Annotated in this window: 20 protein-coding genes and 1 pseudogene; 7 read left to right on the top strand and 14 right to left on the bottom strand. The window is 72.3% G+C overall.

Annotated elements, in window-relative coordinates; all coding sequences use genetic code 11:
- Window positions 1–2 precede the first annotated feature (2 nt).
- From ABZ464_RS14780 to ABZ464_RS14770, 3 genes are all read right to left on the bottom strand, one after another.
- Complete coding sequence (locus ABZ464_RS14780) at window positions 3–995, bottom strand: alpha-ketoacid dehydrogenase subunit beta (RefSeq protein WP_359275992.1); 993 nt, start codon at window positions 993–995, stop codon at window positions 3–5.
- A 1-nt stretch (window position 996) separates the two neighbouring features.
- The gene (gene pdhA / locus ABZ464_RS14775; protein WP_359275989.1) at window positions 997–2,187 is read right to left on the bottom strand and encodes a pyruvate dehydrogenase (acetyl-transferring) E1 component subunit alpha; all 1,191 of its coding nucleotides are present in this window, start codon (window positions 2,185–2,187) and stop codon (window positions 997–999) included.
- 375 nt (window positions 2,188–2,562) lie between these two features.
- Window positions 2,563–4,164 (bottom strand): protein kinase, encoded by a 1,602-nt coding sequence (locus ABZ464_RS14770; RefSeq protein WP_359275987.1) that lies wholly within the window; start codon window positions 4,162–4,164, stop codon window positions 2,563–2,565.
- 374 nt (window positions 4,165–4,538) lie between these two features.
- Here ABZ464_RS14770 and ABZ464_RS14765 point away from each other — a divergent pair, with 374 nt between their 5' ends.
- Complete coding sequence (locus ABZ464_RS14765) at window positions 4,539–6,170, top strand: protein kinase (RefSeq protein WP_359275984.1); 1,632 nt, start codon at window positions 4,539–4,541, stop codon at window positions 6,168–6,170.
- Between the two features lie 84 nt (window positions 6,171–6,254).
- On the opposite strand, the gene ABZ464_RS14760 is transcribed toward ABZ464_RS14765, so the two are convergent.
- Window positions 6,255–6,803, bottom strand: coding sequence for a bacterial proteasome activator family protein (locus ABZ464_RS14760; RefSeq protein WP_359275981.1), 549 nt, complete (start codon window positions 6,801–6,803; stop codon window positions 6,255–6,257).
- Between the two features lie 134 nt (window positions 6,804–6,937).
- Between ABZ464_RS14760 and ABZ464_RS14755 the strand changes: the two genes are divergently transcribed.
- On the top strand, window positions 6,938–7,789 hold the full coding sequence (locus ABZ464_RS14755) for a hypothetical protein (protein ID WP_359275978.1): 852 nt from the start codon (window positions 6,938–6,940) through the stop codon (window positions 7,787–7,789).
- Window positions 7,790–7,799: 10 nt separating this feature from the next.
- On the opposite strand, the gene ABZ464_RS14750 is transcribed toward ABZ464_RS14755, so the two are convergent.
- Window positions 7,800–8,780 carry an NAD(P)H-quinone oxidoreductase gene (locus ABZ464_RS14750; RefSeq protein WP_359275976.1) on the bottom strand — a complete coding sequence of 327 codons (981 nt, stop codon included), beginning with the start codon at window positions 8,778–8,780 and terminating at the stop codon, window positions 7,800–7,802.
- A gap of 124 nt (window positions 8,781–8,904) precedes the next feature.
- On the opposite strand from ABZ464_RS14750, the gene ABZ464_RS14745 reads away from it, so the two are divergent.
- Both ABZ464_RS14745 and ABZ464_RS14740 read left to right on the top strand, forming a co-directional pair.
- Window positions 8,905–9,918, top strand: a complete 1,014-nt coding sequence (locus ABZ464_RS14745; RefSeq protein ID WP_359275973.1) for an ATP-binding cassette domain-containing protein — start codon at window positions 8,905–8,907, stop codon at window positions 9,916–9,918.
- The gene (locus ABZ464_RS14740) at window positions 9,915–10,763 is read left to right on the top strand and encodes an ABC transporter permease (protein WP_359275971.1); all 849 of its coding nucleotides are present in this window, start codon (window positions 9,915–9,917) and stop codon (window positions 10,761–10,763) included. The genes ABZ464_RS14745 and ABZ464_RS14740 overlap by 4 nt, the downstream gene beginning before the upstream one ends.
- A 24-nt stretch (window positions 10,764–10,787) precedes the next feature.
- Here the strand turns inward: ABZ464_RS14740 and ABZ464_RS14735 are convergent.
- Window positions 10,788–11,420 (bottom strand): annotated as a pseudogene (locus ABZ464_RS14735) (NAD(P)-binding protein); the annotation flags it as partial.
- A 118-nt stretch (window positions 11,421–11,538) separates the two neighbouring features.
- Between ABZ464_RS14735 and ABZ464_RS14730 the strand changes: the two are divergent.
- Entirely contained in the window at window positions 11,539–12,657 is a 1,119-nt protein-coding gene (locus ABZ464_RS14730) for an NAD-binding protein (protein WP_359275968.1), read from the top strand.
- An 80-nt stretch (window positions 12,658–12,737) separates the two neighbouring features.
- Here the strand turns inward: ABZ464_RS14730 and ABZ464_RS14725 are convergent, their stop codons facing one another.
- From ABZ464_RS14725 to pdhA (ABZ464_RS14705), 5 genes are read right to left on the bottom strand one after another with little or no spacing between them, the layout of a single operon-like run.
- Window positions 12,738–14,189, bottom strand: a complete 1,452-nt coding sequence (locus tag ABZ464_RS14725; protein ID WP_359275965.1) for a molybdopterin molybdotransferase MoeA — start codon at window positions 14,187–14,189, stop codon at window positions 12,738–12,740.
- The gene (locus ABZ464_RS14720; RefSeq protein WP_359275962.1) at window positions 14,186–15,157 is read right to left on the bottom strand and encodes an NTP transferase domain-containing protein; all 972 of its coding nucleotides are present in this window, start codon (window positions 15,155–15,157) and stop codon (window positions 14,186–14,188) included. Before ABZ464_RS14720 ends, ABZ464_RS14725 begins: the two co-directional genes overlap by 4 nt.
- 52 nt (window positions 15,158–15,209) lie before the next feature.
- Entirely contained in the window at window positions 15,210–16,589 is a 1,380-nt protein-coding gene (locus tag ABZ464_RS14715) for a dihydrolipoamide acetyltransferase family protein (protein WP_359275959.1), read from the bottom strand.
- A complete protein-coding gene (locus ABZ464_RS14710; RefSeq protein ID WP_359275956.1) occupies window positions 16,589–17,593 on the bottom strand; it encodes an alpha-ketoacid dehydrogenase subunit beta in 1,005 nt (334 codons plus the stop codon). Before ABZ464_RS14710 ends, ABZ464_RS14715 begins: the two co-directional genes overlap by 1 nt.
- Window positions 17,590–18,726, bottom strand: a complete 1,137-nt coding sequence (gene pdhA / locus ABZ464_RS14705; RefSeq protein WP_359275953.1) for a pyruvate dehydrogenase (acetyl-transferring) E1 component subunit alpha — start codon at window positions 18,724–18,726, stop codon at window positions 17,590–17,592. The genes ABZ464_RS14710 and pdhA (ABZ464_RS14705) overlap by 4 nt, the downstream gene beginning before the upstream one ends.
- A gap of 191 nt (window positions 18,727–18,917) precedes the next feature.
- Here pdhA (ABZ464_RS14705) and ABZ464_RS14700 point away from each other — a divergent pair, with 191 nt between their 5' ends.
- Complete coding sequence (locus tag ABZ464_RS14700) at window positions 18,918–19,421, top strand: Lrp/AsnC family transcriptional regulator (protein ID WP_359276200.1); 504 nt, start codon at window positions 18,918–18,920, stop codon at window positions 19,419–19,421.
- 4 nt (window positions 19,422–19,425) lie between these two features.
- Here the strand turns inward: ABZ464_RS14700 and ABZ464_RS14695 are convergent, their stop codons facing one another.
- Together ABZ464_RS14695 and ABZ464_RS14690 are read right to left on the bottom strand one after the other, a co-directional pair.
- The gene (locus ABZ464_RS14695) at window positions 19,426–20,016 is read right to left on the bottom strand and encodes a TetR/AcrR family transcriptional regulator (protein WP_359275950.1); all 591 of its coding nucleotides are present in this window, start codon (window positions 20,014–20,016) and stop codon (window positions 19,426–19,428) included.
- Entirely contained in the window at window positions 20,013–21,536 is a 1,524-nt protein-coding gene (locus ABZ464_RS14690; protein ID WP_359275947.1) for a 3-hydroxyacyl-CoA dehydrogenase, read from the bottom strand. Before ABZ464_RS14690 ends, ABZ464_RS14695 begins: the two co-directional genes overlap by 4 nt.
- Before the next feature lie 159 nt (window positions 21,537–21,695).
- On the opposite strand from ABZ464_RS14690, the gene paaN reads away from it, so the two are divergent.
- A complete protein-coding gene (gene paaN, locus ABZ464_RS14685) occupies window positions 21,696–23,405 on the top strand; it encodes a phenylacetic acid degradation protein PaaN (protein ID WP_359275944.1) in 1,710 nt (569 codons plus the stop codon).
- 47 nt (window positions 23,406–23,452) lie between these two features.
- Here paaN and ABZ464_RS14680 read toward each other — a convergent pair whose 3' ends face one another.
- Entirely contained in the window at window positions 23,453–24,196 is a 744-nt protein-coding gene (locus tag ABZ464_RS14680) for a TrmH family RNA methyltransferase (protein WP_359276197.1), read from the bottom strand.
- Window positions 24,197–24,209 lie beyond the last annotated feature (13 nt).

Below are 24,209 nucleotides of genomic sequence, written 5' to 3'. Positions count from 1 at the left end.
CCTCAGTACGCCAGGGCACGGTCGACGGTGTCGAGCACCCGGTCCAGCCCCGGCAGGTACTCCTCCTCCAGGCGGGCCGGCGGGTACGGGGCGTGGTAGCCGCCGACCCTGAGCACCGGGGCCTCCAGGTGGTAGAAGCAGCGCTCGGTGATCCGGGCGGCGATCTCCGCGCCGGAGCCGAAGAACACCGGGGCCTCGTGCACCACGACCAGGCGGCGGGTCTTCTCGACGGACGCCTGGATGGAGTCGAAGTCGAGCGGGGAGACCGAGCGCAGATCCAGGACCTCGAGGTTCTTGCCCTCCTCGGCGGCCGCGGCGGCGGCTTCCAGGCAGAGCTTCACCATCGGGCCGTAGGCGGCCAGGGTCAGGTCGGTGCCCTCACGGACGACCTGGGCCTTGTGCAGTTCGCCGGGGATGGCCTCGGGGTTGACCTCACCCTTGTCCCAGTAGCGCCGCTTGGGCTCGAAGAAGATCACCGGGTCGTCGCTCTGGATGGCCTGCTGCATCATCCAGTACGCGTCGGAGGCGTTCGAGGGGGAGACCACCTTCAACCCGGCGACGTGCGCGAACAGCGCCTCCGGGGACTCGGAGTGGTGCTCGACCGCGCCGATGCCGCCGCCGTACGGGATGCGGACGACGACCGGCATCTTGATCTTGCCCAGGGAGCGGGCGTGCATCTTGGCGAGCTGGGTGACGATCTGGTCGTAGGCGGGGAAGACGAAGCCGTCGAACTGGATCTCCACCACCGGGCGGTAGCCGCGCAGGGCGAGGCCGATGGCCGTGCCGACGATGCCGGACTCGGCGAGCGGGGTGTCGATGACACGGCTCTCGCCGAAGTCCTTCTGCAGGCCGTCCGTCACCCGGAAGACACCGCCGAGCTTGCCGACGTCCTCGCCCATGACGAGGACCTTCGGGTCGGTCTCCAGGGCACGCCTCAGCGACTCGTTGATCGCCTTGGCCAGTGCCATGTTCTTGATGGTCGACGTCTCCGCCATGTCACTTACCCCCGTCTTCGTCCGCGAACGACGCCTGGTAGGCGGCGAACTGGGCCCGCTCCTCGTCGACGAGCGCGTGCCCGTCCGCGTACACGTTCTCGAAGATGGCGAAGTGGTCCGGGTCCGGCATGGCACGGACCGCTTCGCGCACTCGCCTGCCCAACGCCTCGCTCTCGGCCTCGAGTTCCGCGAAGAATCCCTCGTCCGTGTGGTTTGAGGTCTCCAGGTGGCGGCGCAGGCGCAGGATCGGGTCCTTCGCCTCCCAGGCGAGCCGCTCCTCGTCACCGCGGTAGCGGGTCGGGTCGTCGGAGGTGGTGTGGGCGCCCATGCGGTAGGTGTACGCCTCGACGAGGGTGGGGCCCTCGCCGTTGCGGGCCCGCTCCAGGGCCCAGCGGGTGACGGCGAGGCAGGCCAGCACGTCGTTGCCGTCGACGCGGACGCCGGGGAAGCCGAAGCCCTGGGCGCGCTGGTAGAGCGGGACGCGGGTCTGCTTCTCGGTCGGCTCGGAGATCGCCCACTGGTTGTTCTGGCAGAAGAACACCACCGGCGCGTTGTAGACCGCGGAGAAGGTGAAGGACTCGGCCACGTCGCCCTGGCTGGAGGCGCCGTCGCCGAAGTAGGCGATCACCGCGCTGTCCGCGCCGTCCTTGGCGATGCCCATCGCGTACCCGGTCGCGTGCAGCGTCTGGGAGCCGATGACGATCGTGTAGAGGTGGAAGTTGTTGCCGTTGGGGTCCCAGCCGCCGTTGTTCACCCCGCGGAACATGCCGAGCAGGTTGGTCGGGTCGACCCCGCGGCACCAGGCGACGCCGTGCTCGCGGTAGGTGGGGAAGACGTAGTCGTCGTCGCGCAGGGCCCGGCCGGAGCCGATCTGGGCGGCCTCCTGGCCGAGCAGCGAGGCCCACAGGCCGAGCTCGCCCTGGCGCTGCAGGGAGGTGGCCTCGGCGTCGAAGCGGCGGGTGAGCACCATGTCGCGGTAGAGGCCGCGGAGCTCTTCGGGGGTGACGTCGGCGACGTACTTGGCGTACGCCGCGTTCTCTGCGTTCTTGACGCGCTTGCCCTCGGGCGTCAGCAGCTGTACGAGCTCGGGGTCGGTGCCTGGCGCGTTCCTTGCGGTCGTGCGCTTGCCGGCCGTGCTCTTGGTTCCGGCGCTGCGTCGCGGTTTGCGCGCGGCAGTGCTCTCCACGGTCACGTGTGCTCCTCCGTCGGTCCGGCATCCCGGGTTCGCCGGGTGCCAGTGCGGCTCACCTGCGCCTTTGCGGCCGCACAGGGTGGGTGCGGCAAAAAGGGCACAGATGTGACAGGTGCCCCGGCGAGCGCCCTGCAACAGGCACGTTACCCAGTGCTCCACATTTCTGTGAAACCCCTCCTGACCTGCGTTTTTACTTGGATTTCCAAGCAAATTCGCAAAATCGGGAACTCTTCCTGGTCACAGCCTTGCAGGGGGCCGGAACAAGGGCACGTTATCCCGGTGACCCAGGTCACGGGAAGAGTCCCCCGAATGCACTACGCGCGCGTGCCGCCCCGGAAAGGGCGTCACGCGCGCGTGGCTGAAATGCGAGGGCGGTCAGCCGGTGAGGCCGCTCACGGCGCCGTTGCCCTGAGTCGTGCCCTGCGTGGAGCCCGCGTCGGTACCGCCGTCACCGGTGCCGCCGTCGCCGGTGCCGCCGTCAGCGGTGCCGTCGGTCTCCGAGCCCGTCGGCTCCTCGGAGGTCCCCGGGTCGGTCTCCGTGTCGGTCGGCTCGCTGCTGGCCGTCTCGGAGGGCGTGTACTGCGGGGTGTCCGAGGGCGTGTACTGCGGGGTGTTGTACGAGCCGGAATTCGAGCCCGTGCTGTCGTCGGAGGTGTCGTCCGAGGACTCCTCGGAGGCCTCGTCGCTCGGCGACTCGCTGGACTCGGTGGTCTGGGACTGGGTGACGCTCGGCGACTCGGTGGGGTCGGTGTCGCCACTGCCCGTGGTCTTGTTGTTCAGCGCGAGCGCGACACCGGCCGCGATGGCGATCACCGCGAGGACGGCCAGGATCCACAGCTTGCCGCGGCCGCTGCCCCGGTTCCCGTGGCCCTCGAAGCCGCCGTCGTCGCCGTTGCCGTAGCCCGTGGGCAGGATCGGCTGCGGGATCTGCGAGGTCATCGAGCCGTCGTGCTGGGGCATCATCGTGGTGCTCGAGTAGGGGCCCGCGGCGGCCCGGCCGTCGTGCATCGCGACCGGGCCGGTGTTCCAGGTGCCGGTGTGGCCGCCCTGGTCGTACAGCATCTGCAGCGCGTACTGGACGAGTCCGCGCATCTCCTCGGCCGTCTGGAACCGGTCGTCGGGCTCCTTGGCGAGGGACCGCATGACGAGTCCGTCGAGCTCCGGCGGGCACTGGCCCTCGGAGCTCTGCGACGGCGGCATCGGGATGTCCTGGACGTGCTGGTAGACCACCGACAGCGGGGTCTCGCCGATGAACGGCGGGCGCAGCGCGAGCAGTTCGTAGAGGAGGCAGCCCGTCGCGTACAGGTCGGAGCGGTAGTCGACGGCCTTGCCGAGCGCCTGCTCCGGGGAGAGGTACTGCGGGGTGCCCATGACCATGCCGGTCTGCGTCATCGTCGTGGACGCGCCGTGCAGGGCGCGCGCGATGCCGAAGTCCATCACCTTGACGGCGCCGTTGTGCGTGATGATCACGTTCGCGGGCTTGATGTCGCGGTGCACGATGCCGTGCTGGTGCGAGTAGGCGAGCGCCTCCAGCACACCGGAGACGATGATCAGGGCCTGCTCGGGGCCGGGCGCCTCGGCGTTGAGGAGGAGGTCGCGGATGGTACGCCCCTCGACGATCTCCATGACGATGTACGGCACGCTCTGGCCGCCCACGAAGTCCTCGCCGGAGTCGTACACGGCGACGATCGCGTGGTGGTTGAGGCCGGCCACCGACTGGGCCTCGCGCGTGAAGCGGGCCTTGGACGTGGGGTCCTCGGCGAGGTCGGCGCGCAGCAGTTTGACCGCGACGGTGCGGCCGAGTCGTACGTCCTCGGCCGCGAACACCTCGGCCATACCGCCCCGCCCGAGTCTGCGGGTCAGCCGGTACCGGCCGTCGCCGACCAGCCCGCCGTTGCCCCAGTTCTCCGGCGCGTCTGACATACCGCCGCCAGTCGCCTCGGGGTCGGACGGGCCCTGGGGCTGCTGCTGTGCCATCAGTCCTCGCCGTCGTTTCTGCCCGCGGTGCGCGCGGTGTTGTTACGGTCTCCGTCGGCCACGCTACAGCCTCCGCGCAAGCCTCCGGTCCTGGATGAGCCCCTGCCGGGCTCCGCCTCCGGTCCGGGACGGACCGGTCATCAAACCCGTGCCCCCTGCCGGCGTGCAAATTCTGTGTACCGGCCGCAAGCCACCTGTAACGCTTCCGCGACGCTTCTTTCTCGTAGGGTCACGGAACGGGCACCGAGCTTGACGTGTCAGTGCCCTACGGCAGACTTGGCCGGGAATAGCACTTTCGATCAATGGCAGTCAACGGCAGAGAGACGCCCGGCGGCGGACGACGGCGCCGCACGGGCCTACGGGGGACGCGGAACATGAGCCAGGACGGCGCACAGGGCGCGCACGCGGGGCGGGCGCTGGCCAATGGCCGGTATCAGCTGCGCGATCTGCTCGGCCAGGGCGGCATGGCCTCGGTGCACCTCGCCTACGACTCGGTCCTCGACCGTCAGGTCGCGGTCAAGACGCTCCACACCGAACTCGGCCGTGAGCAGGCATTCCGTGAGCGTTTCCGCCGCGAGGCCCAGGCAGTGGCCAAGCTCACCCACACCAACATCGTCTCGGTGTTCGACACCGGCGAGGACGAGATGGGCGGCCTGACGACGCCGTACATCGTCATGGAGTACGTCGAGGGCCGTCCGCTCGGCTCCGTGCTCGACGAGGACGTACGGCAGCAGGGCGCGATGCCCGCCGACAAGGCGCTGAAGATCACCGCGGACGTCCTGGCGGCGCTGGAGATCAGCCACGAGATGGGGCTGGTCCACCGCGACATCAAGCCGGGCAACGTGATGATGACCAAGCGCGGCGTCGTCAAGGTGATGGACTTCGGCATCGCGCGCGCGATGCAGTCCGGGGTGACGTCGATGACGCAGACCGGCATGGTCGTCGGCACCCCCCAGTACCTCTCGCCCGAACAGGCCCTGGGCCGTGGCGTGGACGCCCGCTCCGACCTGTACTCGGTCGGCATCATGCTGTTCCAGCTGGTCACCGGGCGACTGCCGTTCGACGCGGACTCGCCGCTGGCGATCGCGTACGCGCATGTGCAGGAGGAGCCGGTGGCGCCCTCCTCGATCAACCGCGCGCTGCCGCCGGCCGTGGACGCGCTGGTCGCCCGCGCGCTGAAGAAGAACCCGAACGAACGTTTCCCGAGCGCCGTCGCCATGCGCGACGAGTGCCTGCGCATCGCCGCCTCCCTCCAGCCGGCCGCGCCGAGCATCGTCCCGGGCACCCCGGCGCAGAGCGGTTCGGGCGTGGGCTCCGCGGTGTTCCCGCCGGTCGGGCAGAACACGCCGCAGCCGCCCCTGGGCAGCGTGCAGACGCCGTACCAGCCGGCGCCGACCCCCAACCCGTACGGCGCCCCGACCCCGCCGTCCGCGTCCTACGGGTACCCGCAGCAGCCCGGCTACCAGACGCCCGCCCCGGCCTACGGCCACCAGCAGGGACCGCCCACGCCACCGGCGTACCACCTCGCCCCGCAGCCGGCCCCGGTGCCCCCGGGCGGCGGCAGGGGCAACAAGCCGGTGGTGATCGGTTCGGCCCTGGTCGCGGTGGTGGTGGTGGGCTCGTTCCTGCTGAGCCTCGCCAACGGCAGCGGCGACGACGAGGGCGGCAGCGGCGGCTCCAGCGCCTCCCCCTCGGCGACGAAGGCGGCGGACTACCGCGGCCCGGACACCTCCAAGACGATCGAGTCGACCGAGTGCTCCGAGCCGGAGGAGTCGTACAACGACCCCGACAAGGTCCGGGTGCCGGACTTCAAGTTCAAGTACATCCAGTCGGTCAAGGCCTGCTTCCAGGCCGCCGGCTGGAAGATGAAGATCAAGTACGTGGACGAGAACACGTACGGCGACGGCGCGGTGATGGACCAGTTCCCGTCCGCCGGGACGGACGTCGACCCGTCGGACGTGCCGGAGATCGAGCTGAGCGTGTCGACGGGCAATCCGGCGTCCTGACATGGCATGAGAGAGGGCCCGGCTTCGTGCCGGGCCCTGTGTCGTCTACGGCTGTGAAAGTTCGCTGCTCCTAGAGGGCTGCTCCTAGAGGTACGGGCCGCCCGAACGGCCGCCCGTGCGGGGGTCGTCGACTCCCTCGTGACCGCCCACCCCCGGCGGCAGCGCCCGGCGCATCTGCTCCAACTGCGCGCGTGCGGCCATCTGCTGGGCGAACAGGGTGGTCTGGATGCCGTGGAAGAGGCCCTCCAGCCAGCCCACCAACTGGGCCTGCGCGATCCGCAGTTCCGCGTCGCTGGGGGTGGAGTCCTCGTTGAACGGCAGGGACAGCCGCTCCAGCTCCTCGACCAGCTCCGGCGCCAGCCCGTCCTCGAGTTCCTTCACCGAACTGGCGTGGATCTCCTTCAGCCGGGCCCGGCTCGCCTCGTCCAGGGGAGCCGCGCGCACCTCCTCCAGCAACTGCTTGATCATGCTGCCGATCCGCATGACCTTCGCCGGCTGCTCGACCTGCTCCGTCACCGGGATCTCTCGGGAGTCCTCGTCGGCGTCGACGCCACCGAGTGCCATACCGTCCTGGCCCACGACCAGGATCTTCTGGGCGGTCTCCGGCGACCTATCGTTCCTCGGCATCTCCATGCCGCCATTCTCTCGCACCCCTACACCTCATCACCGTGGTGCCCCCCTTGGAGGAAGATCCACCGTTTCCGCACGACACGCGTTCGGTGTAGTCCGATATGCGGGTATTTGAGGGGAGTGTGAGTCTGAGGGGCGTGACTCGATTGCGGCGGGGGTTGTGCGCGGTGGGGGTGCTCATGCTGCCGTACGGTGCCGTGTCGTCGTACGGTGCCGTGTCGTCGTACGGTGCCGTGTCGTCGTACGCGGCCGTCTCGACGTACGGGGCCGTTTCGACGTACGAGAGCGTTTCGTCGTACGGGGCCGTTTCGTCGTACGGGGCCGTTTCGTCGTACGGGGCCGTTTCGTCGTACGGGGCCGTTTCGACGTACGGGGCCGTTTCGACGTACGGGGCCGTTTCGACGTACGGGGCCGTTTCGACGTACGGGGCCGTTTCGACGTACGGCGGTGTCTCGACGCGCGACGGGAGCGGCCCGTACGGCCGGCGGGCGACGGACGACCGTGGCCCGGCGCACGGCAGGGGCCCTGCGGCGGTCGCCTCCCCCTCCGCTTCCTCCGGCCCCTCCGCTTCCTCCTCCCCCGAACCCGACCGGGCCGGGAGCCGGGCCGGTGAGGGGCGGGCGCGGCCCGGGCGGCCGGACGAGGAGAAGAGCGCGGCGCAGGACGAGGACGGCATGGGCCAGGAGGCCGGTGACGGCGGTGACGGCGGTGATGGCGAGGACGGCACCGGTGCCACCGAGGGCTCCGGCGACCCGCAGGACCGGCCCGAAGGCGGCGACCCGGACGCCGATGCCGGGGCCGAGTCGCCGCCGGAGGCCGCCGTCGCGCCGGAGGCCTCCGCGCCGCAGGACGGTGTGCGGCCCGCCGCCGCGCCGGGGGAGCGGGCCGAGGGGCCCGTGCTGCGGATCCTGCCGCTGGGCAGCGGACTGGTCCTGATCGGGCTCGGGCTGGGCCTCGGCCTCGCCGCGCTCCGGCTGCGGCGGTCCTGAGCGGGGCGTGCTACGGCACGACCAGCAGCACCTTGCCGACATGGCCGCTGTCCTCGACGACCCGGTGGGCCGCGGCCGCGTCGCTCATTGGCAGCTCCCGGTCGACGACGGGACGGACGTGGCCCGCCGCGAGGAGGGGCCAGACGTGTTCGCGTACGGCGGCGACGATGGCCTTCTTCTCCGCGAGCGGACGGGCCCGCAGCGAGGTCGCGCTGATCGCGGCGCGCTTGTTCAGGAGGGCCGCGATGTTCAGCTCGCCCTTGATACCGCCCTGCATGCCGATGATCGCGAGCCGGCCGTTGACGGCGAGGCTCTGGACGTTGCGGTCCAGGTACTTCGCGCCCATGTTGTCGAGGATCACGTCGGCGCCCGCGCCGCCGGTGGCCGCCTTCAGCTCGGCGACGAAGTCCTGCTCGCGGTAGTCGATCAGGATGTCCGCGCCCAGCTCGGCGCAGCGCTCCAGCTTCTCCTTGGTGCCGGCGGTCACCGCGACCTTGGCGCCGACGGCCTTGGCCAGCTGGATCGCCATGGTGCCGATGCCGCTGGAGCCGCCGTGCACGAGCAGTGTCTCGCCGGGGCGCAGCTGGGCGACCATGAACACGTTCGACCAGACCGTGCAGGTCACCTCGGGGAGCGCGGCGGCCTGCCGGAGATCGACGCCCTCGGGCACGGGCAGCAGCTGTCCGGCCGGGACGGCGACCTTCTCGGCGTATCCGCCGCCCGAGAGGAGCGCACACACCTCGTCGCCGACGGCCCAGCCGTTGACTCCGGGGCCGAGCGCGGCGATCCGGCCGGAGCACTCCAGGCCGGGGTAGGGGGAGGCGCCGGGCGGCGGGTCGTAGAAGCCCTGCCGCTGCAGGATGTCGGCGCGGTTGACGGCGCCGGCCACCACCTCGACCAGGACCTCGCCCTCGGCGGGCACGGGATCGGGGACCTCGTCCCACACCAGCGCCTCGGGACCACCAGGTTCGGGAATCGTGATCGCATGCATGAAGGGGACGCTACCCCGCGCCCCGGCCGCGCGGGCCCCGGGAAATCGGGGTGCGATCACCGATGAGTTCGGCGGACAGTGAAGGTCTCCCCCTGCGTAGCCCGAGTACGCGGAAGGACACCCCATGAGTCGGCACACCGCAGACCTGGCCATCGAGACCGCGGGCCTGGTGAAGACGTTCGGCGGGACCAGGGCAGTGGACGGCGTCGACCTCGCCGTGCCGGCGGGCACGGTCTACGGCCTCCTCGGCCCCAACGGCGCCGGCAAGACGACCACGGTGAAGATGCTCGCGACCCTGCTGCGGCCCGACGGCGGCGAGGCCCATGTCTTCGGCCACGACGTGGTCCGCGAGGCCGACGAGGTGCGCGGCCTGGTGAGTCTCACGGGGCAGTACGCGTCCGTGGACGAGGACCTCACCGGCACCGAGAACCTGGTGCTGCTCGGCCGGCTGCTCGGGCACGCCAAGAAGGCGGCGCGGGAGCGGGCCGCGCAGCTGCTGGCCGCGTTCGGGCTGGCGGACGCGGCCGGGAAGCAGGTCAAGCACTACTCGGGCGGGATGCGGCGCCGTATCGACATCGCCGCGTCCATCCTCAGCACACCCGACCTGCTGTTCCTGGACGAGCCGACCACCGGTCTGGACCCGCGCAGCCGTAACCAGGTGTGGGACATCGTGCGGGCGGTGGTCTCGCAGGGCACGACCGTGCTGCTGACCACGCAGTACCTCGACGAGGCCGATCAGTTGGCGTCCCGGATCGCCGTCATCGACCACGGGCGGGTGATCGCCGAGGGCACGAAGGGCGAGCTGAAGGCCTCCGTCGGCGCGGGGTCCGTGCATCTGCGGCTGCGGGACGCCGGGCAGCGGCCGGAGGCCGAGCGGGTGCTGATGCTGGCCCTGGACGCCGAGGTGCAGCGGGACCCCGATCCGGTGGCGCTGACCGCCCGGCTCGCCGCGGCGAGCGGCGACACGGCCGCCGAGCAGGCCTCCCGCGCCCTCGGTGAACTCGCCCGGGCCGGGATCACCGTCGACAACTTCTCCCTCGGCCAGCCCAGCCTGGACGAGGTGTTCCTGGCCCTCACCGGCCATGACACGAGCACCGGGGCCGATCTGAAGACCGACAAGGACGAGGTGGCGGCATGAGCACCGCGACGACCACGGACACCCACGACCTCGCCCCGGTGAGCGCCGAGTCGCTGGCCGCGCTGCTCGTGGCCGGCGAACGGCCGGCGCGCCCCAGCGCCTGGTCGGCCTCCCTGACCTTCGGCTGGCGGGCGATCCTGAAGATCAAGCACGTGCCGGAGCAGCTCTTCGACGTCACCGCGTTCCCGATCATGATGGTGCTGATGTACACGTACCTCTTCGGGGGCGCGCTGGCCGGCTCCCCGCAGGAGTACATCCAGTTCCTGCTGCCGGGCATCCTGGTGATGTCGGTCGTGATGATCACGATGTACACGGGCGTCTCGGTGAACACCGACATCGAGAAGGGCGTCTTCGACCGGTTCCGCTCACTGCCGATCTGGCGGCCGTCGACGATGGTCGGCTATCTCCTCGGCGATGCCCTGCGGTACACCATCGCCTCCGTCGTGATGCTGACCGTCGGACTCGCCCTCGGCTACCGGCCGGACGGCGGTGTCATCGGCGTGATCGCGGGGATCGCCCTGCTGGTCGTCTTCTCGTTCGCCTTCTCGTGGATCTGGACCATGTTCGGGCTGCTGCTGCGCACCGAGAAGTCGGTGATGGGCGTCAGCATGATGGTGATCTTCCCGCTCACCTTCCTGTCCAACGTGTTCGTCGACCCGCACACCATGCCCGGCTGGCTGCAGGCCTTCGTCAACAACAGCCCGGTCACCCATCTGTCCTCGGCGGTACGGGGCCTGATGGCCGGGGACCGGCCGGTCGCCGAGATCGCCTGGTCACTGGGGTGGGCCGGACTGTTCGTGCTGGTCTTCGGGCCGATCACCATGCGCCTGTACAACCGCAAGTGATCCGGTTCCCGGCGCGAAACCGCTCTAGTCGACCCGGACGATCGTGATCAGCCGGTCCGTCAGCTCCAGTACGCCGACGGCGGGGTCGTCGTAGGCGAGGACCCGGTGGCCCCGGACGACGCTGACCACCAGGTCCTTCGTCTCGCGCGGACCGCGGCCCGCCTCCGCCTTGGTCACGGTCCGTTCGACGAGGTCCAGCCCACTGCCCTGCTGTATGAGGTCCTCCATCACCAGACCGGCCGACGGGCTGAGCACACTGAGCCCCAGCAGCCGCCCGGCCGCTCCGGCGCTGGTGATGACCTCGTCGGCGCCGGACTGCTTGAGCAGCGGCGCGTTCTCCTCCTCGCGCGCCGCGGCCACGATCTTCGCCGTCGGGTTGAGCTGGCGGGCCGTCAGCGCCACCAGGACGGCCGTGTCGTCGCGCTGGGTCGCGATGACGATCCGTCCGGCCCGCTGCACCTCCGCCCGCCCCAGCACATCACTGCGGGTGGCGTCCCCGACCACGCCCTGGTAACCCTCGGCCGTCGCCGCGTCGATCGCCTTCGAGCTGGGGTCGATCACCACGACCTGCTCCTTGCGCAGCCCCGAGGCACAGGCCGTCCGGATCGCGGACCTCCCCTTCGTGCCGAAGCCGACGACGACAATGTGGTCGCGCAAGGGGACCTCCGGTGCGGGAACGGACACGGGCCCTGGGACCGTGTTGCTTCATGACGGGTGGGGACCCGCCGGGAACCATGGTGCCCATCGATCGGATCACGGCCACAGGGGGCGCGCGATGAAGGACCAGGAACGACAGCCCACCGGGCCGGTGCGGCTCTCTCTCGTCAGGTCCCTCTGGTACCGCTCCCGCCGGGAGGCACGCGACGACGCCGAGGCGGGTCGCTCCATCACCATGCCGGTGAGCGTCGGCGCGCCCCCGCTCCAGCAGGTGCTGCGCCGCCTCGCCATGGGCCTGCTGGTGCTGGCCCTGACCACCCTGATCGTCTACGCCGACCACGAGGGCTACAACGACAACTCCGACGGTTCCGTGGACCTCCTCGACTCCGCCTACTACGCCACGGTCACCCTCTCCACCACCGGCTACGGCGACATCACCCCCGTGAGCGACACCGCCCGGCTGGTCAACATCCTCGTCATCACCCCGCTGCGCGTGCTGTTCCTGATCATCCTGGTCGGCACCACCCTGGAGGTCCTCACCGAACGCACCCGGCAGCAGGTGCGCATCCACCGCTGGCGGATGCGCACCCGGGACCATGTCGTGGTCGTCGGATACGGCACGAAGGGCCGGCACGCGGTGGAGACGCTCGTCGCGCAGGGGATCGCCAAGGAGCGGATCGTGGTCGTGGACACCCAGCGCAAGGCCACCGAAGCGGCCGGCGACGACGGGCTGGTAGCCGTCACCGGGGACGCCACCCGCAGCGAGGTGCTGCGGCGGGCGGAGACGCAGCACGCCTCCCGGGTGATCGTCGCCCCGCAACGCGACGACACGGCCGCCCTGGTCACACTGACGGCCCGACAGCTCAACCGACGCGCCACGATCGTGGTGGCCGCCCGGGAGGACGAGAACGTGCCGCTGCTCCGGCAGTCCGGCGCGAACACCGTGGTCACCAGTTCCTCGTCCGCGGGACGGCTGCTCGGTGTCTCGATGGTCAGCCCGACCGTGGCGAAGACCCTGGAGAACCTGATGACCCTCGGCAGCGGGCTGACCCTCTTCGAACGCCCCGTCGCCGAAGGGGAGGAAGGACAGTCTCCGCGCAGCTCCGCGGACCTGGTCGTGGCCGTCGTGCGGGGCCGGCAGCTGCTCGACTACGCCGATCCCCGACTCACCCAGCTCCAGCAGGGGGACCGGGTGATCACGGTCCGCCGGGCCGTTCCGGCACCCGAACAGGTGTGACGGGGTCCGCCATGCGGGTGTTTCACGTGAAACAGATGATTTGTTTCACGTGAAACAGGGCGTGGTCGAGGCCGGGCGTTTCACGTGAAACAGGCCGCGACCCCGGCCGTCGCCCACGGCAGATCGAGAAGTTCCGTCCGCTGACCGGCCCGCGCTCCACCCGGCGGTACGACGGCCAGCGCATCGGCCGCCGCGACCCCCCGGAGCATCGCCGGGCCGTTGTAGTGCAGCGGGACGACATGATCGCCGCGCAGCACCACCGGGACCAGCCGGGTGTCATGGGGATGCCCGTGCACCTCGTCCCGCAGGGGCAGCGCATACCGCTCCGGGGCGGACCGGGCGGACAGGGTGCGCAGCAGGGGCTCGGCGAGCGTGAGGAGCCCGGAGACGGCCGCGAGGGGGTTGCCGGGCAGCCCTACGAGGTGCTGCTCGTCCTTGGTACGGGCCAGCAGCATCGGGTGCCCGGGACGCACCTGGACGCCGTCCACGAGGAGCTCGGCGCCGACCCGGCGCAGGACGGGGTGGACGTGGTCGACGGGGCCGGAGGCGGTGCCGCCGGTGGTGACGATCAAGTCGGCGGACGACCTGCTGACGGCCTTGTGCAGAGCCTTCTCGTCGTCGCCGATCCGCCGCACGGCGACGACCTCGGTGCCCAGGGCCCGCAGCCACGGCGGCAGCATGGGGCCGAGCGCGTCCCGGATGAGACCGTCGTGCGGGCGGCCCTCGGTGAGCAGTTCGTCGCCCAGGACGAGCACCTCGGCCCGGGGCCGGGGCACGGCGGACAGGGTGTCGTATCCGGCGGCCGCGGCGAGGCCGAGCACGGCCGGGGTCACCACCGCACCGGCGGGCAGCAGATGATCGCCGCTACGGCACTCCTGCCCACGGGGGCGGATGTCCTGGCCGTGGCTCATGTCCCGGGTCGGGTGGAGCCGCCCCTGGGCGTCGGTGCGGCCGTGCTCGCTGCGCAGGACCGCCGTGGTGTCCGGGGGGATCCGGGCGCCGGTGGCGATCCCGACGGCCTCGCCGTCGGCGAGGGGCTCGGGCGCGGTACTGCCCGCCAGCACGCCCTCGTCCCGGACCCGCCAGGGGCCGGGGCCCGCGACAGCCCAGCCGTCCATGGCGGAGGTGTCGAAGGAGGGCAGATCGGTGAGGGCGGTCAGCGGGGCGGCGAGGACCAGCCCGAGGGCGTCGCCGAGGGTCACGGAGACGGGGGCGCGGCGCGCGGCCTGGGACCGGGCGGCCCGGGCGGCGACGGTCCGCGCCTCGGGCCAGGGGGTGGCGTGGTGCCGGTGGCCCTGGCGGTCGGCCGGAGCGGGTCCGGAGGCCCCCCGGTGGGCGGCAGCCGGGGTGTGGGGGCCGTGGGCGGGGTCGCCGCATTCGGGGCGGGCGGATGCCCGCCCGGGCGCGGGGTCGCCGACCGGGCGTGCGGGGCCCTTGCCGTCGTTCACGAGGGCGAGCACCTCCTCCACGTCGAAGCCCTCGGCATCGGGGGCCTGTGTGTCCCGGCCCTCACGGATGCCGCGGCGGGTCATCCGGCGTCCGGTGCCGCGTCACCGGGCCGGCCGGCAGCGGGGCCGCCGGAGCCGCCGGAGCCGTCCTGGCCTCCTGCGGCTGCCTCTTCCGCCTCCTTCGCCCAGCGCAGCGCCAGGGCGGCGGCCTTGCGGGCGGCCTCGGCCACGGCCTCGGGCCCTCCCTCGGCCTGGGCGGCCGCGTAACCGACCAGGAAGGTGGTCAGCGGTGCGGCGGGCCGGGCCACGCCGTGGGCGGCGTCCCGGGCTAGATCGAGGAGCACCCCGATGTCGACCTCCAGGTCGATGCCCAGCTCGTCCTTGACTGCGGAAATCCATTCGTCCAACACGTGGTCATGCTCCCTGATGCGTGCCCTGGCGGTGGCGATGTCGTCCCAGGTGTCGCAGTCGAAGGACGCGACGGGGTCGGGGACGCGCGTGAGGTGGAGACCGGCGGTCAGCCGGCGCAGGGGCAGCCCCGTGAGGCCGCCGGGGGCGGCGCCGAGCGGCGCGAGCTCGCGGCGCAGGGCGGCCGTGCGGTACGCGGCGACGAGCGGCTGGTCGCGGCCGTCGGCGTCGGTGAGCAGCGCGCCCTCGGCGGTGCCCGCGCGCAGGGCGGCCAGCAGCCGTCGTACGGTGCCGGCCGCGAGGAAGGGCAGGTCGGCGGAGAGGACGAGGACGTCGTCGGCCGTGGTGCGGCGCAGACCGGCGTCGAGCGCGGCCACGGGACCCGCGCCCGGCGGGTCCTCGCGCGCCCAGCGCACCGGCCGGGCGGTGGGCCGGGGATCGGCGACCACGACGGTGGTGCGGGCGTCGGCGCAGGCGGCGAGCACCCGGTCGAGCAGCGCCCGCCCGCCCACGCGCACCCCCGGCTTGTCGGCGCCGCCGAGCCGCCGGGCGCCGCCGCCCGCGAGCACGACGGCGTCATACGCGGTGGCGGCCCGCGCCGACGGAGGGCCGGCGGGGGGGCCGGAGGGCTCGAACGAGGTCACCCCCTGAGTATGCGGGCCTCCTCGATCACAGGGAACGTGGGGAGCCGCGTGATCACAGCGTGCGCAGCAGCACCGCCGGCTGTTCCACGCAGTCCGCGACATAGCGCAGGAAGCCTCCGGCGGTGCCGCCGTCGCACACCCGGTGGTCGAAGGTGAGCGAGAGCTGCACGACCTGGCGCACGGCCAGCTCGCCCTCGTGCACCCACGGCTTGGGGACGATCCGGCCGACGCCCAGCATGGCCGCCTCGGGGTGGTTGATGATCGGCGTGGAGCCGTCGACGCCGAACACGCCGTAGTTGTTCAGCGTGAAGGTCCCGCCGGTCAGCTCGGCGGGGGTGAGCCGGCCGTCCCGGGCGAGGTCGGTGAGCCGGGCGAACTCCGCGGTGAGCCCCTCGGCGTCCCGGGCGTGCGCGTCGCGGACGACGGGCACGACCAGCCCCCGCTCGGTCTGCGCGGCGAAGCCCAGGTGCACCTGGTCGAACCGGACGATCTCCCGCGCCTGAAGGTCCACGGCGGAGTTCAGCTCCGGGAAACGGGCCAGGGCGGCGGTGCAGATACGGGCCAGCAGCGCGAGGAGGGAGATCTTCGGGCCGCCGACGGCGTTCATCGCGGCGCGGGCCCGCATCAGCTCGGTCGCGTCGGCGTCCACCCAGCAGGTCGCGTCGGGGATCTCGCGGCGGCTGCGGGAGAGCTTGTCGGCGACGGCGCCCCGGACGCCCTTGAGGGGGACGCGATGGCCGCCGGTGAGGGCGGCGGGGATCGGGGTGGGGGCCGCCGGGGCGGGCGAGGGCTCGGGCGTGGCCACCGCCGCCCTCAGGGCGTTCTCCACATCCGCCCGCAGGATGAGCCCGTCGGGGCCGGAGCCGGTGAGTTCGCGCAGATCCAGGCCGTTCTCGCGGGCGAGCCGGCGGACCAGCGGGGAGATCACCGGGACGGGTCCCCCGGGCAGACCGCCGCCGGCGCCCGGCCCGCCCGGTGCCGGGAGATCCCCGCGACCGCCCGCCGTGAGCGGCGCGGGAGCAAGGGGCGGCACCGGAGCGACGGGCGGCACGGGAACGGCAGGCGGCACGGGAGCGACGGGCGTCGGCCGTTCCGGCCGTACCCGCCTGCGTCGCGCCGGTGCCTCCGAGGTGCCGTAGCCCACCAGCACGTTCCCCGAGCCCGCCGCAGGACCGCCGGAGGCCGGCGGACCGACCGCGACGGTGATCAGCGGCGCGCCGACGGGCAGTTCGGTGCCCTCCTCGCCGAAGCGGGCGGTGACGACACCGCCGTAGGGGCAGGGCACCTCGACCATCGCCTTGGCCGTCTCGACCTCGACGACCGGCTGGTCCACGGCGACGACGTCGCCGACCTGGACGAGCCAGCGCACGATCTCCGCCTCGGTGAGCCCCTCACCGAGGTCGGGCAGCTTGAACTCCAGCACCTGTGCCATCAGTTCCCGGCCTCCCACTGCAGCCGTGCCACGGCGTCCAGGACACGGTCGACGCCAGGCAGATGGTGGCGCTCCAGCATCGGCGGCGGGTACGGGATGTCGAAGCCCGCGACGCGGAGCACCGGCGCCTCCAGGTGATGGAAGCAGCGCTCGGTGACCCGGGCCGCGATCTCCCCGCCGGGACCGCCGAAGGAGCCCGACTCGTGGACGACGACCGCGCGCCCGGTGCGGCGGACCGAGGCGGCGACCGTCTCGTCGTCGAAGGGCACCAGGGAGCGCAGGTCGACGACCTCGAGGTCCCAGCCCTCGGCGCGGGCCGCCTCGGCGGCTTCGAGGCAGACCGGGACCGAGGGGCCGTACGTGATCAGAGTCGCGCTGGTGCCGGCGCGGCGCACGACGGCGCGTCCGATCGGGTCGACCGTCTGCGGGTCCTCGGGGTTCCAGGTGTCCTTGGACCAGTACAGCCTCTTGGGTTCGAGGACCACGACCGGGTCGTCGGAGGCGATGGCGGCGCGCAGCAGTCCGTAGGCGTCGGCGACCGTGGCGGGCGTGACGACATGGAGCCCGGGGGTCGCCATGTAGTAGGCCTCGGAGGAGTCGCTGTGGTGCTCGACGCCGCCGATGCCGCCGCCGTAGGGGACGCGGATCGTGATCGGCAGGGGCATCCGGCCGCGGGTGCGGTTGCGCATCCGGGCGACATGGCTGATCAGCTGCTCGAACGCCGGGTAGGCGAACGCGTCGAACTGCATCTCGACGACCGGGCGCAGTCCGTACATGGCCATGCCGACGGCGGTGCCGAGGATGCCGGCCTCGGCGAGCGGGGTGTCGGTGCAGCGGTCCTCGCCGAACTCCTTCGCGAGCCCGTCGGTGACCCGGAAGACTCCGCCGAGGGTGCCCACGTCCTCGCCCAGGACGTGCACGGACGGGTCGGCCGCCATCGCGTCGCGCAGCGCGCGCGTGAGGGCCTGCGCCATGGTGGCGGGCTTGAGGGCGACGGTGGTCATCGGTGGGCGCCTTCCTGCTCCGCCGCGAGTTCGGCCTCCAGCAGGGCGCGCTGTTCGCGCAGCTGCGGGGTGTCCTCGGCGTACACGTGGGCGAAGAGGTCCATCGGGTCGAGGGCCGGGTCCTGGTTCATCCGGGCGCGCAGGTCGGCGGCCATCGTCTCGGCGGCGTCCTGTGCGGCCTGCCGGGCGTCGTCGTCGAGCAGCCCGCGCGCGGTGAGCTCGTGTTCCAGCAGGAGGATCGGGTCGTGCTCGCGCCAGGTCTCGACCTCGGCGTCGCCGCGGTAGCGGGTGGCGTCGTCGGCGTTGGTGTGGGCGTCGATGCGGTAGGTGACGGCCTCGACGAGGGTGGGGCCGCCGCCCTCGCGCGCCTGCCGTACGGCGTCGGTGAGGACCTCGTGCACGGCGGCGGCGTCGTTGCCGTCGACCAGGCGGCCCGGCATGCCGTAGCCGACGGCCTTGTGGGCGAGGGAGGGGGCGGCGGTCTGCTTGGCGAGCGGTACGGAGATCGCGAAGCCGTTGTTCTGGACGAGGAAGACGACCGGGGCCTGCCAGACGGCGGCGAAGTTCAGCGCCTCGTGGAAGTCGCCCTCGCTGGTGCCGCCGTCGCCGACCATGGCGAGCGCCACCACGTCGTCGCCCTTGAGGCGGGCGGCGTGCGCGAGTCCCACGGCGTGCGGGAGCTGGGTGGCGAGCGGGGTGCACAGGGGGGCCACCCGGTGCTCGTACGGGTCGTAGCCGGTGTGCCAGTCGCCGCGCAGCAGGGTGAGCGCCTCGACGGGGTCGACCCCGCGGGCGACGACCGCGAGGGTGTCGCGGTAGCTGGGGAACAGCCAGTCGCGGTCCTTCAGGGCCAGCGCGCCGGCGACCTCGCAGGCCTCCTGGCCGGTGCTGGAGGGGTAGACGGCGAGCCGTCCCTGCTTGGTGAGGGCGGTGGCCTGCGCGTTGTAGCGGCGGCCCAGCACCAGATGGGCGTACAGCCGCCGCAGCAGCTCCGGATCGGCCTTCGCGGCCTGCTCGGTGCCGAGGACGCGGTAGGGCTCCGCGTCGGGCAGCAGCGGCGCGGGGTCGGTGCGGGGCTGCCAGGCGGGCGGCGGGGTCGGCCGGTACGCGCCCCGCTGCTCCATGACCGTCATGACGGCACCTCCTCGTGGGAGCGGCTCAGGGAGGCGGGTCGGCTTGTGACCCGCCTCACCTACCGATTGTTCGGTCGTCGGCACATTTTGGCTACAGGCACCCTCAGGCTGTGGACAAACGGTTCTCCACAACCTGAGATGGACGCAGGACGTCCATGGCGGAGAGGCGGGGGGACATGGCACCTGAACAAATGGCCGAGTACCCAGAGAGCGGGGAGAGCGGGGACAGCGCGCAGGAGCCGCCGCCGGCGCGGCCGCTCGACGCCATCGACCGGGACATCCTGCAGATGCTCCAGGCGGACGGCCGGGCCTCGATACGGTCGGTCGCCGAACGGGTGCACGTCTCACGCGCCAACGCCTACGCGCGGATCAACCGTCTCGTCGAGGACGGCGTCATCCGGGGGTTCGGCGCCCGGGTGAACCACGAGCGGGCCGGCCAGGGGACGAGCGCGTACATCACGCTGAAGATCGTGCAGAACACCTGGCGGACCGTGCGCGAGCAGCTCAGACAGCTGCCCGGCGCCTCCCACATCGCCCTCGTGGGGGGCGATTTCGATGTCCTGCTGCTGGTGCACACGCCCGACAACAGGGCGCTGCGCGAGGTGGTGCTGACCCGGCTCCAGGCCATCCCCGAGGTGCTCAGCACCCGCACACTGCTGGTGTTCGAGGAGGAGGACCTGGAGCCGCAGGGGTAAGGCGTCAGTGCTCCGTGCGCAGGCCGGCGAAGACCAGGCGCACCACCGCGTCGGCCACGTCGCCCTCGGCCATCCCCCGGCCGCCCGGCCGGTACCACTCGACGATCGAGTTGATCATCCCGAAGACCAGCCGGGTGGCGAGCCGCACCTCCACGTCGCCGCGCACGTCCCCGTCGGCGGCGGACGCCTTCAGCAGGTCGGCGACCCGGTGGTCGAAGTCGCGGCGGCGCTCCAGGGCCCATCGCTCGGTGTCGGTGTTGCCGCGCACCCGCAGCAGCAGCGTGACGTACGGCAGTTCGCCGATGAGGACCTCGACCATGCGCCGTACGACGTACTCCAGGCGTTCCACGGAGCGCCCCACGCGCGCGTGCTCCTCCTCGAGGATGCCGAACAGCCCGTCCAGGGCCCGGCTGACGGCCCGCCGCAGCAGTTCCTCCTTGCCGGCCACATGGTGGTAGATCGAGGACTTGGAGATGCCTGCCGCGCGGGAGAGGTGCTCCATGGACGTGCCGTCGTAGCCGCGCTCGTTGAAGACCTGGACGGCGACGGAGAGCAGGGTCTCCGGGGTGTACGTGTCGCGCTTGGCGGTGGTCACGAGGCGCCCTCCCGCTTCTCGGTGGCGAACGAGTGCCGGTACAGGGCGAGGGACGGGGCGTAGCGGCCCGAAGGGTCGCGGTCGTGCAGGTCGTCCAGGAGGGAGAAGGCCCACATACGGCCGAGGCGACGGCTCCACTCGAAGGGGCCGAGGGGGTAGTTCACGCCGAGGCGCATCGCGGTGTCGATGTCCTCCTCGGTGGCGACGCCCTTGGCCACGGCGTCGTGCGCGAGGTCGACGATCCGGGCGACCGTGCGGGCGACGATCATTCCGGGGATGTCGCCGATGACGCTGACGTCCTTGCCGAGCGCCTGGAACAGGCCGATCGCCTCGGACAGGGTCTGCTGCGAGGTGTCCTGGGAGGCGGACAGGGCGATCCGGGTGGCCTTGCGGTAGTCGAGGGCGAGGTCGAAGTAGACGACGTCGCGGAACTCCACGGAGGTCTGGCCGTCGGCGAGGGCGAGCTGGCCGCCGCCGGGCAGCACCAGCCGGGTGCCGTGGTCCTCCTCGTCCTCGCGGACCTGGATGCCCGCCTCGCGGATCAGCGCGAGCAGCTCGGCGGCGGGGCCCAGGTCGCCCTCGGCGAGGACGTAGGCGGGCGCCTGCTGCTTCTCGGCGGTGTGCGGCTCGGCGCCCTCCGCCCCCGTGCCGTCGTCGCGGTAGTCGAACCAGCCGTGGCCGGTCTTGCGGCCGAGGCGGCCGGACTCGACGAGACGGCGCTGGGCGAGCGAGGGGGTGAAGCGCACGTCCTGGAAGAAGGACTGCCACACCGAGTGCGTGACGGACTCGTTGACGTCCTGCCCGATCAGGTCGGTCAGTTCGAAGGCGCCCATCCGGAAGCCGCCGGACTCGCGCAGTACCGCGTCGATGGTGGCCGGGTCGGCGCCCTGCGCCTCGTAGACCGCGAACGCCTCGGCGTAGAAGGGCCGCGCGATGCGGTTGACGATGAAGCCGGGGGTGTCGGCGCAGGCGACCGGGGTCTTGCCCCAGGAGCGGGCGGTCTCGTACGCGCGCGTGGCCGACGTGACGTCGGTGGCGTACCCGGAGACGACCTCGACCAGCGGCAGCAGCGGCGCCGGGTTGAAGAAGTGCAGGCCCACAAAACGGCCCGGGTTGCGCAGGGCGCCGCCGATGGCCGTCACCGACAGGGAGGACGTGTTGGTGGCGAGCAGACAGTCCTCGCCGACCACGTCCTCCAGCGCGCGGAAGAGCTCCTGCTTGACGTCCAGCTGCTCCAGGACGGCCTCCACGACCAGTCCGCAGTCCGCGAGGTCGCCGAGGCTCTCCGCGGCCACCAGACGCGCGCGTGCGATGTCCCGGTCGGAGGCGGCGAGACGGTTCTTCTCCACGAGCCGGTCGAGGCGGGCGCCGATCGCGACGGCCGCTTCCCGGGCCCGGCCGGGGGCGGTGTCGAACAGCCGTACGGGGTGGCCGGCGACCAGCGCGACCTGGGCGATGCCCTGGCCCATGGTGCCGGTGCCGACGACGGCCACGGGGCTGCTGAGGTCGAGTGCTGTCATGTGCGCGATCCTCCCGCACGGGGTTTTCCACAGATGCGGCAGGCCCCCTTGTCCCGACCGATCGTTCGGTTACTCTAGCCCTGACTGGCTGTTCCTGCCCAGGTTTCCGCCAGGTCATGAGCTCGACGGAGAGTTCTCAAGACGAGGAGTTGGTCCCGCATGGCCGCCGCCGAACCGACCGCGCACGATCTGATCGCCCAGCACCGGCCCACCCTCGACCAGGCCCTGGAGGCAATCCGCACCCGCGCGTACTGGTCCCCCCACCCGGAGCACCCCAAGGCCTACGGCGAGAACGGCAGCCTGGACGCTGCGGCCGGCAAGGCCGCCTTCGACGCCCTCCTGAACACCCGTCTCGACCTCGGCCAGCCCGGCACCGACGACTGGGTGGGCGACGAGACCTCCCCCTACGGCATCGCGCTCGGCGTGACCTATCCGCACGCGGACGTCGACGTGCTGCTGCCCGCCATGGCGGCCGGGCAGCGCGCCTGGCGCGAGGCGGGCGCGGAGGTCCGCGCGGTGGTCTGCCTGGAGATCCTCAAGCGGATCGCCGACCGGACGCACGAGTTCGCGCACGCGGTCATGCACACCTCCGGCCAGGCGTTCATGATGGCGTTCCAGGCGGGCGGCCCGCACGCGCAGGACCGCGCCCTGGAGGCCGTGGCGTACGCGTACGCCGAACAGATCCGCACGCCGGGCACGGCGGAGTGGAGCAAGCCCCAGGGCAAGCGCGACCCGCTCGCGATGACCAAGACGTTCACCCCCGTCCCGCGCGGCATCGCCCTGCTCATCGGCTGCAACACCTTCCCCACGTGGAACGGCTACCCGGGCCTGTTCGCCTCCCTGGCCACCGGCAACGCGGTCCTGGTCAAGCCCCACCCGCGCGCGGTGCTGCCGCTCGCGCTGACCGTGGGCGTCGCGCGCGAGGTGCTCGCCGCGGCCGGCTTCGACGCCAACCTCGTCGCCCTGGCCGCCGAGCGCCCGGGCGAGGGCATCGCCAAGACCCTCGCGACCCGCCCCGAGATCAAGATCATCGACTACACGGGCTCGACCTCCTTCGGCGACTGGCTGGAGGCCAACGCCCGACAGGCGCAGGTCCACACCGAGAAGGCCGGCGTCAACACGGTCGTCGTGGAGTCCACCGCGCACTACAAGGGCATGCTCGCCAACCTGGCGTTCTCGCTGTCCCTGTACAGCGGCCAGATGTGCACCACCCCGCAGAACCTGCTGATCCCCCGCGACGGCATCCACACCGACGAGGGCCCGAAGACCTACGACGAGGTGGTCGCCGACCTCGCCCGCTCCGTCGACGGCCTGCTCGGCGACGACGCGCGCGCGAACGCGCTGCTCGGCGCCATCGTCAACCCGGACGTCAAGGCCCGGCTGGAGGCCGCCGCCGGCCTCGGCGAGGTCGCCCTCGCCTCCCGCGAGGTGACGAACCCGGAGTTCCCGGACGCGGTCGTGCGCACGCCGGTGATCGTGAAGCTGGACGGGGCGCGGAAATACTGGGAGGGCGCGGACGACGAGGCCGCGTACATGAGCGAGTGCTTCGGGCCGGTCTCCTTCGCCGTCGCCGTCGACTCCGCCGCGGACGCGCTGGCGCTGCTGCGGCGGACGGTGCGGGAGAAGGGGGCGATGACGGTGGGCGCGTACACGACCGACGACGCGTTCGAGCGGGACGTCGAGGAGGTCTGTCTGGAGGAGTCCGCGCAGTTGTCGCTCAACCTCACCGGTGGGGTGTACGTCAACCAGACGGCTGCCTTCTCCGACTTCCACGGGTCGGGGGGCAACCCGGCGGCCAACTCCGCGCTGTGTGACGGGGCGTTCGTGGCGAATCGGTTCCGGGTGGTCGAGGTGCGCCGGGACGCCTGAGGGCGCGGGAGGGCACGGGAGGGCACGGGAGGGCACGGGAGGGCGCCTCACGGCCCTCCCGACGCGCTCCAGTGGTACAGCGTCATCGCCACGCTCGTCGCCAGGTTGTAGCTGGAGACCTGGGGGCGCATCGGCAGGGACAGCAGGTGGTCGGCGCGGGCGCGCAGCTCGGTGGAGAGGCCGGTGCGTTCGGAGCCGAAGGCCAGGAGGGCGTCGTCGGGGAGCTTGACGCCCCGTAGGTCGTCGCCCTCGGGGTCCAGGGCGAACAGCGGGCCGGCGGGCAGGTCGGGCACGGCCAGCCGCTCCACGGCGGTCGCGAAGTGCAGGCCCGCCCCACCGCGCACGACGGTCGGATGCCAGGGGTCGAGCGTGCCGGTGGTGACCACGCCGGTCGCCGCGAAGCCGGCGGCCAGCCGGATCACCGCACCCGCGTTGCCCAGGTTGCGCGGGTTGTCGAGGACCACGACGGGCGCGGTGCGCGGTGTGTGCGCCAGCCTCGCCAGCTGTGCCTCGCGGGAGGGTCGTACGGCCAGGGCGGCCACGGCCGTGGGATGCGGGCGGGGGACCAGCGTGGCGTACGTGGTCTCCGGGACCTCCGTCAGAAGGGCGTCCAGGGTGTCGCGTACGTCCGGGGCGAGCTCGTCGGCCAGGGCGAGCGCGGCCGCGCGGTCGGCGGTGACCGCGACCGGCACCTCCGCTCCGAAGCGCACGGCGTGCTTGAGGGCGTGGAAGCCGTCCAGCAGGACGTGCGAGTCGGCCAGGCGGCGCCAGGCGCTGACGGGGTCGGTCATCGCATCGCTCACG

Source organism: Streptomyces sp. NPDC005820, from assembly GCF_040630255.1.
Lineage (GTDB): Bacteria > Actinomycetota > Actinomycetes > Streptomycetales > Streptomycetaceae > Streptomyces.
This window is presented reverse-complemented; position numbering and strand designations above follow the sequence as displayed.

What these genes read in the sequence shown, in the direction of transcription:
- paaN (WP_359275944.1), top strand. Translation starts at nt 21,696, where the DNA reads ATGGCCGCCGCCGAACCGACCGCGCACGATCTGATCGCCCAGCACCGG.
- ABZ464_RS14715 (WP_359275959.1), bottom strand. Translation starts at nt 16,589, where the DNA reads ATGGCACAGGTGCTGGAGTTCAAGCTGCCCGACCTCGGTGAGGGGCTC.
- ABZ464_RS14690 (WP_359275947.1), bottom strand. Translation starts at nt 21,536, where the DNA reads ATGACAGCACTCGACCTCAGCAGCCCCGTGGCCGTCGTCGGCACCGGC.
- ABZ464_RS14740 (WP_359275971.1), top strand. Translation starts at nt 9,915, where the DNA reads ATGAGCACCGCGACGACCACGGACACCCACGACCTCGCCCCGGTGAGC.
- ABZ464_RS14710 (WP_359275956.1), bottom strand. Translation starts at nt 17,593, where the DNA reads ATGACCACCGTCGCCCTCAAGCCCGCCACCATGGCGCAGGCCCTCACG.
- ABZ464_RS14745 (WP_359275973.1), top strand. Translation starts at nt 8,905, where the DNA reads ATGAGTCGGCACACCGCAGACCTGGCCATCGAGACCGCGGGCCTGGTG.
- ABZ464_RS14750 (WP_359275976.1), bottom strand. Translation starts at nt 8,780, where the DNA reads ATGCATGCGATCACGATTCCCGAACCTGGTGGTCCCGAGGCGCTGGTG.
- ABZ464_RS14725 (WP_359275965.1), bottom strand. Translation starts at nt 14,189, where the DNA reads ATGACCCGCCGCGGCATCCGTGAGGGCCGGGACACACAGGCCCCCGAT.
- ABZ464_RS14700 (WP_359276200.1), top strand. Translation starts at nt 18,918, where the DNA reads ATGGCCGAGTACCCAGAGAGCGGGGAGAGCGGGGACAGCGCGCAGGAG.
- ABZ464_RS14765 (WP_359275984.1), top strand. Translation starts at nt 4,539, where the DNA reads ATGAGCCAGGACGGCGCACAGGGCGCGCACGCGGGGCGGGCGCTGGCC.
- ABZ464_RS14680 (WP_359276197.1), bottom strand. Translation starts at nt 24,196, where the DNA reads ATGACCGACCCCGTCAGCGCCTGGCGCCGCCTGGCCGACTCGCACGTC.
- ABZ464_RS14780 (WP_359275992.1), bottom strand. Translation starts at nt 995, where the DNA reads ATGGCGGAGACGTCGACCATCAAGAACATGGCACTGGCCAAGGCGATC.
- ABZ464_RS14770 (WP_359275987.1), bottom strand. Translation starts at nt 4,164, where the DNA reads ATGGCACAGCAGCAGCCCCAGGGCCCGTCCGACCCCGAGGCGACTGGC.
- ABZ464_RS14730 (WP_359275968.1), top strand. Translation starts at nt 11,539, where the DNA reads ATGAAGGACCAGGAACGACAGCCCACCGGGCCGGTGCGGCTCTCTCTC.
- pdhA (WP_359275953.1), bottom strand. Translation starts at nt 18,726, where the DNA reads ATGACGGTCATGGAGCAGCGGGGCGCGTACCGGCCGACCCCGCCGCCC.
- ABZ464_RS14760 (WP_359275981.1), bottom strand. Translation starts at nt 6,803, where the DNA reads ATGGAGATGCCGAGGAACGATAGGTCGCCGGAGACCGCCCAGAAGATC.